Below are 13112 nucleotides of genomic sequence, written 5' to 3' on the forward strand. Positions count from 1 at the left end.
TTCGGGGATGACCGAGCAGACGCCCGCCAGTGGTCCCGTCACCGATGGCCCGGCGGACCCCGAGCACGACGCCACCGCCACCTACGCCCTCGACCGCTCCTACGTCGCCAGCCTGACCCGGCGCCTGGTCAGCACGACCGGCGAGACGGCCGCCGTGGTGTCCCCGATCGGCGGCACCCCCCTGGCGCACGTGCCCCGGTCGAGCCCGGCCGACGTGGCCGAGGCCTTCACCCGGGCGCGCCGGGCGCAGGTGTCCTGGGCGGCCACGTCCATCGACGAGCGGGCCGCGGCGCTGCTGCGGTTGCACGACCTGCTGCTCGACCGGCAGGAGGAGCTCATCGACCTCGTCGTGTGGGAGTCGGGCAAGGCCCGCAAGGACGCCTACCTCGAGGTCGCGCACCTCGCGCTGACCGCGCGCTACTACGCCCGCACCGCCCACCAGCACCTCGACACCCGGCGCGTGGGCGGCATGTTCCCGCTGCTGACCCGCGCCGAGGTCAACCGGGTGCCCAAGGGCGTCGTCGGCATCATCTCGCCGTGGAACTACCCCCTCACCATGGCGCTGTGCGACGGCATCCCGGCCCTCCTCGCCGGCAATGCCGTGGTGTCCAAGCCCGACGCGCAGACCGTGCTGACCGCCCTCCTCGCCGCCCAGCTGCTCGAGGAGGCCGGGTTCCCTCCGGAGACCTGGCAGGTCGTCGCCGGTCCCGGGGCGGAGGTCGGCGGCGCGATCGTCGCCCACGCCGACTACGTCTGCTTCACCGGCTCCACGGCCACCGGGCGGATCATCGCCCAGGGGTGCGCCGAGCGGCTCATCGGCTGCTCGCTCGAGCTCGGCGGCAAGAACCCGATGCTCGTGCTCCGTGACGCCGACGTGCACCGCGCCGCGGAGGGCGCCACCCGCGCGGTCTTCTCCAACGCCGGCCAGCTGTGCGTGTCGATGGAGCGGCTCTTCGTCGCCGACCAGGTCTACGACCGCTTCGTCGACGCGTTCGTCGGGCGCACCGAGGCGATGACCCTCGGCGCCAGCCAGGACTGGTCGGTCGACATCGGCTCGCTGATCTCCCAGGCCCAGCTCGACACCGTGACCGCCCACGTCGAGGACGCCGTCGCCAAGGGCGCCCGCGTGCTCACCGGCGGCCGGCACCGTCCCGACCTGGGCCCGTTCGTCTTCGAGCCCACCATCCTCGAGGGCGTCACGGCCGACATGACCTGCTTCGGCAAGGAGACCTTCGGCCCGGTCGTCTCGCTCTACCGCTTCCACGGCGAGGACGAGGCCGTGGAGCGCGCCAACGACGGCACCTACGGCCTCAACGCCTCGGTGTGGACCCGCGACGCCGCCCGCGGGCGGGCGATCGCGCGTCGCATCGCCTGCGGCACGGTCAACGTCAACGAGGCCTACGGCGCGACGTTCGGCTCGCTCGGGGCGCCGATGGGCGGCATGCGCGAGTCGGGCCTCGGGCGTCGCCAGGGCGCCGAGGGCATCCACCGCTACACCGAGGCGCAGTCGGTCGGGACCCAGCGGCTGGTGCCGATCGCGCCGGTGCTCGGCATGTCGGAGGAGACCAACGCCAAGGTGATGACGGTCGCGCTGCGCCTGCTCAACAAGCTCGGCCGCGCATGAGCACCGCCCCGGTCACCCACTACGACGTCGTCGTCGTCGGGTCCGGCTTCGGGGGGTCGGTGACGGCGCTGCGGCTGACCGAGAAGGGCTACCGGGTCGGTGTGCTGGAGGCGGGCGCCCGCTTCACCGACGACGACTTCCCGGCCACGTCCTTCGACGCCAGGCGGTGGCTGTTCGCCCCCGCCGCGGGGATGTACGGCATCCAGCGCATCGACATGGTCAGGGACTGCCTGATCCTGGCCGGGGCCGGCGTGGGCGGCGGGTCGCTCGTCTACGCCAACACGCTCTACGAGCCGCTCGACGCGTTCTACACCGACCCGTCGTGGGCGCGGATCGCCGACTGGCGCAGCGAGCTCGCGCCCTACTACGACCAGGCCAAGCGGATGCTGGGCGTGGTGGACAACCCCCTCCACACGCCATCGGACGCGGTGATGAAGCAGGTCGCCGACGACATGGGCGTCGGCCACACCTTCCGCCGGACCCCGGTCGGGGTGTTCTTCGGCGGCCCCGACGCCGCGCCCGGCGAGGAGGTCGCCGACCCGTTCTTCGGCGGAGCCGGGCCGGCCCGCAACGCCTGCCTCAACTGCGGCGAGTGCATGACCGGGTGCCGCCACAACGCCAAGAACACCCTGGTCAAGAACTACCTCCACCTCGCCGAGCAGGCGGGCGCCGTCGTCCACCCGCTGACCACCGTGACGCGCGTACGCCCCCGCGACGGCGGCGGCTACGAGGTCACCGCGCGCTGGACCAAGGCCAAGCTGTCGCGACGCACCGCCACCCGCACCTTCACCGCCGACCAGGTGGTGTTCTCCGCGGCGTCGCTCGGCACCCAGAAGCTGCTGCACCGGCTCAAGGGCGAGGGGCACCTGCCCGACATCAGCGACCGGCTCGGCATGCTGACGCGCACCAACTCCGAGGCGATCCTCGGCGCCGTGGCGAGCGACCGCTCCGTCGACTACACCCGCGGGGTGGCGATCACGTCGTCGTTCCACCCCGACGAGGTGACCCACATCGAGCCGGTGCGCTATGGCCGCGGCTCCAACGCGATGGCGCTGCTGCAGACCGTGCTGGCCGAGGACGTGCCGGGCACGCCGAGGGTGCGCACCTGGCTGCGTGAGCTGTGGACCCAACGCCGCCACGCCCGCCGGTTCTACGACTTCAAGCACTGGTCGGAGCGCGCGGTCATCGCGCTGGTGATGCAGTCGCTCGACAACTCGATCACCACGGTAGGCGTCCGCGGTCGGTGGGGGTGGCGGATGACCAGCAGGCAGGGCCACGGTGCTCCCAACCCCACCTACATCCCGGTGGGCCACGAGGCCGTGCGCCGCATCGCCGACCTCATCGGCGGCACGCCCGGCGGCACCATCGGCGAGCCGTTCGACCGCCCGATGACCGCCCACTTCATCGGCGGCTGCACCATCGGCGACACCCCCCAGAACGGGGTGGTCGACCCGTGGCAGCGGCTCTACGGCCACGAGGGCCTGCACGTCGTCGACGGCTCGGCCATCTCGGCCAACCTGGGCGTCAACCCGTCGCTGACGATCACCGCCCAGGCCGAGCGCGCGATGGCGTTCTGGCCCAACAAGGGCGAGGCCGACCCGCGGCCCGCCCTCGGCTCGACCTACCGCCGGCTCGCCCCCGTCGAGCCGAAGAACCCGGTCGTCCCCGAGGCCGCCCCCGGCGCCCTGCGCCTGCCCATCGTGGGCGTCAGCTGACTGGTCCGTAACCCCGCACCGAGGGCGTCGTTGGGCGGGGTACGGAGTCCGGCTGCACGCTCCCTCCCTCCCAAGGGGTCGGGCTCCCGGATCTCGGCGCTGTCCGCAGTGGCTGGGACCAAAGCTCCAGGGCCCGATCACCCTCCCTCTTCGATCGGGCCCTGGAGCGACGCCTCGTCGGGGCCGTCGGAGTCCCCGCTCGAGCGGGGACTCCGACACCTGGAGGCCGTTGCAACCGCCTCCAGGTGTCGGACTGGGCCTCCAAGGTCCGTCCCAGGACGCCGCCCCGGGCCGCCCCGAGCGCACCGCGCGCCGATAGACTCCACGCGTGACGCAGCCTGGAGAGCACGACCTGGTCCTCGTCGTCGACTTCGGGGCGCAGTACGCCCAGCTCATCGCGCGGCGGGTGCGCGAGGCGCGGGTCTACTCCGAGATCGTGCCCCACACGATGCCGGTCGCCGAGATGCTGGCGCGCAAGCCCACGGCGATCATCCTGTCCGGCGGCCCGGCGAGCGTCTACTCCGACGGCGCCCCCGGCATCGACGACGACGTCTTCACGGCCGGCGTCCCGGTCTTCGGCATGTGCTACGGCTTCCAGCTGATGGCCAAGGGCCTGGGCGGCGAGGTCGCCCACACGGGCGCCCGCGAGTACGGACGTACGCCCGTCACGGTCAGCGAGCCCGGCACCCTCCTCGAGGGCATCCCCGCCGAGCACCGGGTCTGGATGTCGCACGGCGACTCCGTCGCCCAGGCGCCCGAGGGGTTCACCGTGCTGGCCTCGACCGCCGACACCCCGGTCGCCGCCTTCGAGGACGTCGGGCGCGGCCTCGCCGGCGTGCAGTGGCACCCCGAGGTGCTGCACTCCGAGCACGGCCAGAAGGTGCTCGAGCACTTCCTGCACCACATCGCCGGCGCCCGCCAGACCTGGACGATGCTCAACATCGCCGAGGAGCAGATCGAGCGGGTGCGTGAGCAGATCGGCGAGACTGGGGTGGCGATCTGCGGCCTGTCCGGCGGCGTCGACTCCGCCGTCGCGGCCGCGATCGTGCAGCGCGCGATCGGCGACCGGCTGCACTGCGTCTTCGTCGACCACGGCCTCCTCCGCGAGGGCGAGGCCGAGCAGGTCGAGCGTGACTTCGTCGCCGCCACCGGCGTCAACCTCCACGTCTACGACGCGCGCGAGACCTTCCTCGCCGCCCTCGCCGGGGTCACCGACCCGGAGGAGAAGCGCAAGATCATCGGCCGCGAGTTCATCCGCGCGTTCGAGGCCGCCGAGGTCGAGGTGCTGGGAGAGGCGGCCGAGTCCGGCGCCAAGGTCGGCTTCCTCGTGCAGGGCACCCTCTACCCCGACGTCGTCGAGTCGGGCGGTGGCGCCGGCACCTCCAACATCAAGTCGCACCACAACGTCGGCGGGCTGCCCGAGGACCTCGAGTTCGAGCTCGTCGAGCCGCTGCGCACCCTCTTCAAGGACGAGGTGCGCCTCGTCGGCGAGCAGCTCGGCCTGCCGGCCGAGATGGTCTGGCGCCAGCCCTTCCCGGGCCCCGGCCTCGGCATCCGCATCATCGGCGAGGTGACCGCCGAGCGCCTCGACATCCTGCGTCGCGCCGACGCCATCGCGCGCCAGGAGCTGACCCGCGCCGGGATGGACCGCGACATCTGGCAGATGCCGGTGGTCCTGCTCGCCGACGTCCGCTCGGTCGGCGTCCAGGGCGACGGCCGCACCTACGGCCACCCCGTCGTGATCCGCCCGGTCACGTCCGAGGACGCGATGACGGCCGACTGGGCGCGCCTGCCCTACGAGGTGATGGAGCGCATCTCCACCCGCATCACCAACGAGGTCGCCGAGATCAACCGGGTCACCCTCGACATCACGTCCAAGCCGCCGGGCACCATCGAGTGGGAGTGAGCCCCGCGCCTCCCGCGCGACGGTGACCGTGGAGGTTCCGGGTCACATGGTGGCTCGGATCCTCCCTCGTCAGCGCGACTCCTCGAGGCAGGTCTCGTGCGACACGTTGCGCGGGCAGCCGCGGAGGTCGGAGCCGACGACGACGCCGGCGAGGAGCGTCGCGAGCACGGCGACTCCGAGGGCGTACGCCGCCAGCCGGCCGCTGCGGCGCACGAGCGCGTAGCCGGCGAGCGGCAGGGCGGCGACCACCCCGGTCGCGAGCAGCAGCAGCCGGGTCAGGTCGGGATCGGTGGAGCGGCCGAACCCTCCCCCGGAGCAGCCCGACACCCCGCAGACCGTGAATCCGGCGGCGAACGCCGGACCGGCGGCGAGCCCCACGCCGAGCACGACGAGCGCCGCGATGACGGGCGCCGAGACGTGCTGGGAGACGTGCTGGGAGACGGGCCGGGGGACGGGCGGGGAGACGGGCTGGCGGTCCACCCCGCCACCTTGTCAGAGGTCCAGGGTCGGGCATGGGTCGCGCGCTGCACCGCCAGGACCTTCCACGGGGTGGTCGCGCGAGGCGTGGCGGGAGGTCTAGGTTGCTGAGGGCCCCACTGGATCACCGCCGACTCTCGGGAGGCACCACGTGTCCGACACCCTGATCGACGCCAACTGGCTCGACTACCTGCTGGTCGCGATCTACTTCGGCTTCGTCCTCGGCATCGGTGTGATGGCACGGCGCTCGGTGTCGGACTCGATCGACTTCTTCCTGTCGGGACGCTCGCTGCCGGCGTGGGTGACGGGCCTGGCGTTCATCTCGGCCAACCTCGGCGCCGTCGAGATCATGGGCATGTCGGCCAACGGCGCGGAGCTCGGCCTGCCGACGTTCCACTACTTCTGGGTCGGCGCCGTCCCGGCGATGCTCTTCCTCGGCGTCGTGATGATGCCGTTCTACTACGGCTCCAAGGTCCGCTCGGTGCCGGAGTTCATGTTCCGCCGGTTCGGGACCGGCGCCCACCTGGTCAACGCGATCAGCTTCGCGGTGGCCCAGCTGCTGATCGCGGGCGTCAACCTCGCGCTCCTGGCCGGCATCGTGCGCGCCCTGCTCGGCTGGCCGATCTGGGTCTCGCTGATCGTGGCCGGCGCGGTCGTGCTGTCCTACATCACCTTGGGCGGGCTGAGCGCGGCGATCTACAACGAGGTGCTCCAGTTCTTCGTGATCGTCGCCTCGCTGACCCCGCTCACGCTCATCGGCCTGCACCGGGTCGGCGGCTGGGACGGCCTCACCGAGAAGATCACCGCCGCCGCGGCGGGGGCGTCGTCGGCGTCCGAGGCGCCACCTGCGTCGGAGCAGCTCAACGCCTGGCCGGGCCAGGCGCTCTCCGGCTTCGACTCCCCGCTCCTGTCGGTCATCGGCATCGTGTTCGGGCTGGGCTTCGTGCTGTCCTTCGGCTACTGGACGACCAACTTCGTCGAGGTGCAGCGCGCGATGGCGTCCGACTCCATCTCGGCGGCCCGCAAGACCCCGATCATCGGCGCCTTCCCCAAGATGTTCGTGCCGTTCATCGTCATCGTGCCGGGCATGGTCTCGGCCGTCCTGGTCGCGGAGATGATCGAGCTCAAGGACGGCGGCAGTCCCGCGGGCGGGGCGTCGGGCGAGGGGGTGGCCTACAACGACGCGCTCCTGCTCCTGATGCGCGACGTCCTACCCAACGGCCTGCTGGGCCTGGCGATCGCCGGCCTGCTCGCGGCGTTCATGGCCGGCATGGCGGCCAACATCTCGGCGTTCAACACCGTCTTCTCCTACGACCTGTGGCAGCGCTACATCCGCAAGGACCACAGCGACGACTACTACCTGCGGATCGGCCGGCTGGCCACCGTCGGCGCGACGGTCATCGCGATCTTCACCGCCCAGATCGCGCTCGGCTACGACAACGTCATGAACTACCTCCAGACGCTGTTCGGGTTCTTCAACGCCCCGCTCTTCGCGACGTTCATCCTCGGCATGTTCTGGAAGCGGATGACCCCGACCGCCGGCTGGGTGGGCCTGGTGGCCGGAACGCTGTCGGCCATCGCGGTCGACCGCACCGCGGCGGCCGGGGTCTTCGAGCTGTCGGGCCAGGGCGTGGCGTTCCTCGCCGCGTCGGTCGCCTTCGTCGTCGACATCGTGCTCAGCATCGTGGTGTCGCTGGTGACCAGGCCCAAGCCGGCCGAGGAGCTCCGAGGGCTGGTCTACTCCGAGACGCCTCGCGAGGACCGCACCGACCCGCTCGAGGCGTCGTACCCGTGGTACCGCCGCACCGCACCGCTCGCCGGCATCGCGCTCGCGATGGTCATCGTCCTCAACTTCGTCTTCTGAGAGGGAGCGCCATGTCCACCACGACGCCCGAGACCGACGGCAAGCCCAAGAAGAAGGCCGGCCTCTTCGACATCCGCAACATCATCGGCAGCCTCCTGGCGCTGTACGGCGTGATCCTCGCGCTCGCCGGGCTGCTCGGCGAGCACGAGCCGGAGAAGACCGGCGGGATCAACGCCAACCTCTGGACCGGCCTCGCCCTGCTGGCGGTGGGACTGGGCTTCCTGGCGTGGGCGCGGCTGCGGCCCATCGTCGTGCCGGCCGACGTCGACCGGCCGGACGACGACCCGACCCGCCCGGCGCCGCAGCGGAAGCGCCCCCCAGCGCACTGACGCGGGTCTAGGGTCGGCGCATGGAGAGGCTGGCGCCCGGACTCGACCGCCTCGTGGGAGGGCTCACGAGCGAGCTCGACGCGCGACTGGCGGACGCCGACGCCGCGCTGGCGAGGCACTACCCGGGCGAGCGCGCGGGACGCCAGCCGGTGCACACCGTCTACGTGCCGGCCGACCGCTTCCGCGCCGGCCTGGTCGCCGAGCACGGCGCCGCGGCACTGCGTGCGGTCGACGCCCACGAGGACCGGTTGCTGGCCCTCGTCGACGGCGACGCCGACCTGGTGGCGCGAGTGCGCGACAAGCTCGCCCGCGAGCCCGTCGAGGACCTCCGGATCGACCTCGAGGACGGCTACGGCACCCGCCCCGACGCCGAGGAGGACGCCGACGTCCGCCGCGCGGCCGACGAGCTGCGCACGGCGCTCGACACGGGCTCCGCCGCGCCGTTCACCGGCATCCGGTTCAAGGGCTTCGAGGCCCCCACCCGCAGCCGCGGGGTGCGCACGCTCGCGCTGTTCGTCTCCCGCCTCGTCGAGGACGGCGCGCTGCCCGACACGTTCGTCGTCACGCTGCCCAAGGTGACCGCGGTCGAGCAGGTGGAGGCACTCGTGCACGCCGCGGGCCGGCTCGAGTCGGGCCTCGGCCTGGCCGACGGCGCGCTGCGCTTCGAGATCCAGGTCGAGACGCCGCAGTCGATCCTGGGGCCCGACGGTGGCGCGCTGGTGGCGCGGATGGTGCACGCCTCGGCGGGGCGCTGCACCGGGCTGCACTACGGCACCTACGACTACTCCGCGGCGTGCGGCATCGCGGCGGCCCACCAGAGCCTGGAGCACCCGGTGGCCGACCACGCCAAGGCGGTGATGCAGGCCGCGGCGGCCGGCACCGGCGTACGCCTCTCCGACGGCTCCACCAACGTGCTGCCGGTCGGTGGGCCGGACGAGGTCGCCGCCGCCTGGGCCACCCACCTGCGGCTCGTGCGCCGCTCGCTGGCGCGCGGCTACTACCAGGGGTGGGACCTCCACCCGGCCCAGCTGCCGACGCGGTTCGCGGCGACGTTCGGGTTCTACCGCGACGGCCTGGCCGCCGCGGCGAGCAGGCTGCGCAGCTACGTCGAGCGCCGCGACTCCGGGGTCCTGGACGAGCCGGCCACCGCCCGCGCCCTCGCCGACTTCCTGCTGCGCGGAGTCGACTGCGGCGCGCTGTCGGCCGAGGAGGTGGGCGCGGGCACCGGCCTGGCCGCCGACCGGCTCGCGGGGCTGGCGCACCGTGCCGTGGAGGGCCGCGCGTGACGGCGACGACGAGATCACAGGGAGCAGGAGCCGGAATGGGAATCGTGCTGGGACCGAACCGCTACGGCAAGGCCGAGTCGCGGGTGGTGCGGATCGTGCGCGACACGCCGCGCCACGAGATCCGCGACCTCACCGTGTCGACGTCGCTCCACGGTGACTTCGCGGCCGCGCACACCGACGGCGACCAGTCGCAGGTGCTGCCGACCGACACGCAGAAGAACACCGCGTTCGCCCTCGCCAAGCGCCACGGCGTGTCGTCGCCCGAGGACTACGCGATCGCGCTCGGCGCCCGACTGCTCGAGGCCACCCCGGCCGCGGAGGGGGCGGTCGTGCAGGTCGAGGAGCACGCCTGGGACCGGATCCCCGTCGACGGTCACGGCCACGACCACGCGTTCGTGCGGCGCGGCGGCGAGGTGCGCACCGTCGTGGTCGAGCAGTCGCCGGCCGGCCCGACGGTGACGTCCGGGCTGAAGGACCTGGTGGTGCTCAAGTCGACCGGCTCGGAGTTCAAGGGCTTCCTCCGCGACGACTACACGACGCTGCCCGACGCCGACGACCGGATCCTCGCCACGGCCCTGCGTGCCCAGTGGCGCTACCGCGACGGCGCGCAGGTCGACTGGAACGCGGCCCACGACGCGGTGCGTGCGCTGCTGCTGTCGACCTTCGCGACGACCTACAGCCGCGCGCTGCAGGAGACCCTCTACGCCATGGGACGCGCCGTGCTCGAGGCCCACGAGGAGATCGCCGCGATCGCGTTCGCGGCGCCCAACAAGCACCACTTCCTCGTCGACCTCGAGCCCTTCGGGCTCGACAACCCGGGCGAGGTCTTCCACGCGGCCGACCGCCCCTACGGGCTCATCGAGGCCACGGTCGTGCGGGAGGGGGCGTGAGGGACCTCGACGCGTTCAACGCCGCGGGGCGGGAGGACGCCCGGGCGGTGCTGCTCACCTGCCTCGACGCCCCGGGCTGGGTCGACCGCGTGCTGGCCGGGCGGCCCTACGCCGACCTCGGCGAGGTGGAGGCGGCGATGCTCGCCGCGTCGGCGACGATCGACGACGCCGACCTCGTCGCCGCACTCGCCCGCCACCCGCGGATCGGCGAGCGCGCCGACGCCGACCGGCACGACGCGGAGCACTCCGCCCGCGAGCAGTCGGGCGTCGAGCACGCCGACGCCGACCTCGCCCGCCGCCTGGAGGAGGGCAACCGCGCCTACGAGCAGCGGTTCGGCCGGGTCTTCATCGTGCGCGCGGCCGGCCGCAGCGGGCCCGAGATCCTGGAGCACCTGCGGCAGCGCCTCGACAACAGCGACGAGCTCGAGCGCGCCGCGACCGTCGACCAGCTGACCCAGATCGCGGTCCTGCGCCTGCGGGAGCAGCTGGCGGGGACGGTGGCGTGATGGCGTCGTTGAGCACCCACGTCCTCGACACCTCCGCCGGCCGCCCGGCCGCGGGCGTCCGCGTCACGCTGGAGACGGTCGACGGCACGGTCCTCGCGTCGGCCGTGACCGACGCCGACGGACGCGTCGGGGAGCTGGCCAGCGACGTGCCCCGGGGCGAGGCCCGGATCCGCTTCGCCACCGGCGCCTGGTTCGCTGCGGCGGGCGTCGAGGCGTTCTACCCCGAGGTCGCGGTGACCTTCGCCGTCGGCGCCGACGAGCACTACCACGTCCCGCTCCTGCTCAACCCCTACGGCTACTCCACCTACCGTGGCAGCTGAGCTGCTGGTGCGCGCCCGGCGAGCGGTGGTCGGGCGCGTCGAGCGGTCGGCCTCCGTACGCGTCCGCGACGGGGTCATCGTCGGCGTCGCGGCCCTCGACGCCGACGCCGCGGGCGCCACCGAGGTCGTGCTTGACGCGGACGAGGTGCTGCTGCCCGGTCTGGTGGACACCCACGTCCACGTCAACGAGCCGGGCCGCACCGAGTGGGAGGGCTTCGCCAGCGCCACCCGCGCGGCGGCGGCCGGGGGAGTCACCACCATCGTCGACATGCCGCTCAACAGCGTCCCGCCGACCACGACCCTCGCGGCCCTGGAGGCCAAGCGAGCGGTCGCGACCGGGCAGGCGTGGGTGGACGTCGGCTTCTGGGGCGGTGCGGTGCCGGGCAACGTCGCCGACCTGGCCCCGATGCACGAGGCCGGGGTGTTCGGCTTCAAGTGCTTCCTGCTCGACTCGGGGGTCGAGGAGTTCGGCCACCTCTCGCCCGCCGAGCTGGCGGCCGCGATGGGCGAGTCCGCGCGCCTCGGCTCGCTGCTGGTGGTCCACGCCGAGGACGCCGACGAGGTGGGCGAGTGCGCGCACGGCACCACCTACCGCGGCTTCCTGGAGAGCCGGCCCGACGCGGCGGAGGAGCGCGCGGTCGCGCTCGTCGTCGAGACCGCGCGCCGCACCGGTGCCCGCGCGCACGTCGTGCACCTCAGCGCCTCGGGCGCCGTGCCGGCCCTGCGGGCCGCCCGCACCGCCGGGGTCGACGTGTCGGTGGAGACCTGCCCCCACTACCTGCACTTCGACGCCGCCTCGGTCGCCGACGGCGCCACCGAGCTCAAGTGCTGCCCGCCGATCCGGGGCGCGGCCAACCGCGACGCGCTCTGGCGGGCCCTGGTCGACGGCGACATCGACCTGGTGGTCACCGACCACTCGCCGTGCACCGCCGACCTCAAGGCCCGCGACACCGGCGACTTCGCCGCGGCCTGGGGCGGGATCGCCTCCCTCCAGCTCGGCCTGCCGGTCGTCTGGACGGGTGCCCGGGAGCGCGGCGTCCCCCTCGCCGACGTGGTCGGCTGGATGTCCACCGCGCCCGCCCGCCGGGTCGGGCTGGCCGCCAAGGGTGAGATCGCCGTGGGGGCCGACGCCGACCTGTGCGTCTTCGCGCCCGACGAGACGTGGGTCGTCGACCCGGCGGCGCTGCACCACAAGAACCCGGTCACGCCCTACGGCGGGCGTACGCTCACCGGCACGGTGCGGGCGACCTGGCTGCGCGGACGCCCGGTCGACCCGGCCGCCCCGCCGCGCGGACGACTGCTGAGGAGAGGGGAGCGGCGATGAGCTACTGGGTGCCGAGGGGCGGGCTGCCGGCGCAGGCCGAGCTGACCACCGGGCAGTCGGGCCGGGCGGTCTTCACCGAGGCCTACGCCGTGCTGCCGCGCGGCACGATGAGCGACATCGTCACCAGCCGGCTGCCCCACTGGGACGACACCCGGCTGTGGGTGCTGGCCCGGCCGCTGTCCGGCTTCGCGGAGACGTTCTCGTGGTACGTCGTCGAGGTGGCGCCGGGCGGGGGCACCGAGCGCCCCGACGACGACCCCGACGCCGAGTCGGTGCTGCTCGTCGTCGACGGCGAGGCGCTGCTGACGATCGACGGCGCGAGCCACCCCCTGGGCGCCGGCAGCTACGCGTTCCTGCCGCCCGGTGCGCGCTGGACGCTGCGCAACGGCGGCGAGGCGACCGCGACCTTCCACTGGATCCGCAAGGCCTACGAGCGCGTCGACGGCGTCGAGGTGCCCGAGGCGTTCGTCGTCCACGAGGACGACGTCACCGCCGAGCCGATGCCCGACACCGACGGGGCGTGGGCCACCCAGCGCTTCGTCGACCCCCTCGACGTGCGCCACGACATGCACGTCAACATCGTCGGCTTCGAGCCGGGCGGCGCGATCCCGTTCCCGGAGACCCACGTCATGGAGCACGGCCTCTACGTCTTGGAGGGCAAGGCGGTCTACCTGCTCAACCAGGACTGGGTCGAGGTGCAGGAGGGCGACTTCATGTGGCTGCGCGCGTTCTGCCCGCAGGCCTGCTACGCCGGCGGCCCGGGACGGTTCCGCTACCTGCTCTACAAGGACGTCAACCGGCACCCGCGGCTTCGTCCGTCCTCTCCCGCGACGTGACCCAGGTCACGTAGCATGGCGGGCGGCAGGTCGTC

12 protein-coding genes are annotated in these 13112 nt (G+C 73.2%); 11 read left to right on the forward strand and 1 reads right to left on the reverse strand.

Annotated features, from left to right (window positions below; genetic code table 11):
* Positions 1 to 7 precede the first annotated feature (7 nt).
* The 3 genes from AC3X7Z_RS10495 (at position 8) to guaA (ending at position 5245) form a co-directional block, all read left to right on the forward strand.
* On the forward strand, positions 8 to 1624 hold the full coding sequence (locus AC3X7Z_RS10495) for a succinic semialdehyde dehydrogenase (RefSeq protein WP_186342378.1): 1617 nt from the start codon (positions 8 to 10) through the stop codon (positions 1622 to 1624).
* A complete protein-coding gene (locus tag AC3X7Z_RS10500; protein ID WP_489975860.1) occupies positions 1621 to 3339 on the forward strand; it encodes a GMC oxidoreductase in 1719 nt (572 codons plus the stop codon). Before AC3X7Z_RS10495 ends, AC3X7Z_RS10500 begins: the two co-directional genes overlap by 4 nt.
* A 328-nt stretch (positions 3340 to 3667) precedes the next feature.
* Positions 3668 to 5245 carry a glutamine-hydrolyzing GMP synthase gene (gene guaA / locus AC3X7Z_RS10505; protein WP_489975861.1) on the forward strand — a complete coding sequence of 526 codons (1578 nt, stop codon included), beginning with the start codon at positions 3668 to 3670 and terminating at the stop codon, positions 5243 to 5245.
* A gap of 69 nt (positions 5246 to 5314) precedes the next feature.
* Here guaA and AC3X7Z_RS10510 read toward each other — a convergent pair whose 3' ends face one another.
* A complete protein-coding gene (locus tag AC3X7Z_RS10510) occupies positions 5315 to 5725 on the reverse strand; it encodes a hypothetical protein (RefSeq protein WP_489975862.1) in 411 nt (136 codons plus the stop codon).
* A 148-nt stretch (positions 5726 to 5873) separates the two neighbouring features.
* On the opposite strand from AC3X7Z_RS10510, the gene AC3X7Z_RS10515 reads away from it, so the two are divergent.
* From AC3X7Z_RS10515 to AC3X7Z_RS10550, 8 genes are read left to right on the forward strand one after another with little or no spacing between them, the layout of a single operon-like run.
* On the forward strand, positions 5874 to 7586 hold the full coding sequence (locus AC3X7Z_RS10515; RefSeq protein ID WP_186342374.1) for a sodium:solute symporter family protein: 1713 nt from the start codon (positions 5874 to 5876) through the stop codon (positions 7584 to 7586).
* 11 nt (positions 7587 to 7597) lie between these two features.
* Positions 7598 to 7915, forward strand: a complete 318-nt coding sequence (locus tag AC3X7Z_RS10520) for a hypothetical protein (RefSeq protein ID WP_489975863.1) — start codon at positions 7598 to 7600, stop codon at positions 7913 to 7915.
* A gap of 20 nt (positions 7916 to 7935) precedes the next feature.
* Complete coding sequence (locus AC3X7Z_RS10525) at positions 7936 to 9201, forward strand: DUF6986 family protein (protein WP_489975864.1); 1266 nt, start codon at positions 7936 to 7938, stop codon at positions 9199 to 9201.
* Between the two features lie 35 nt (positions 9202 to 9236).
* Positions 9237 to 10091: a factor-independent urate hydroxylase gene (pucL, locus tag AC3X7Z_RS10530; RefSeq protein ID WP_186342371.1), complete on the forward strand. Its 855-nt coding sequence runs from the start codon at positions 9237 to 9239 to the stop codon at positions 10089 to 10091.
* Complete coding sequence (gene uraD, locus AC3X7Z_RS10535; RefSeq protein WP_489975865.1) at positions 10088 to 10597, forward strand: 2-oxo-4-hydroxy-4-carboxy-5-ureidoimidazoline decarboxylase; 510 nt, start codon at positions 10088 to 10090, stop codon at positions 10595 to 10597. Before pucL ends, uraD begins: the two co-directional genes overlap by 4 nt.
* Complete coding sequence (gene uraH, locus AC3X7Z_RS10540; RefSeq protein ID WP_186342369.1) at positions 10597 to 10917, forward strand: hydroxyisourate hydrolase; 321 nt, start codon at positions 10597 to 10599, stop codon at positions 10915 to 10917. The genes uraD and uraH overlap by 1 nt, the downstream gene beginning before the upstream one ends.
* Complete coding sequence (gene allB / locus AC3X7Z_RS10545) at positions 10907 to 12241, forward strand: allantoinase AllB (protein ID WP_489975866.1); 1335 nt, start codon at positions 10907 to 10909, stop codon at positions 12239 to 12241. The genes uraH and allB overlap by 11 nt, the downstream gene beginning before the upstream one ends.
* Complete coding sequence (locus AC3X7Z_RS10550) at positions 12238 to 13077, forward strand: bifunctional allantoicase/(S)-ureidoglycine aminohydrolase (protein WP_186342367.1); 840 nt, start codon at positions 12238 to 12240, stop codon at positions 13075 to 13077. Before allB ends, AC3X7Z_RS10550 begins: the two co-directional genes overlap by 4 nt.
* Positions 13078 to 13112 lie beyond the last annotated feature (35 nt).

This window comes from Nocardioides sp. Z24_21 (assembly GCF_058134345.1).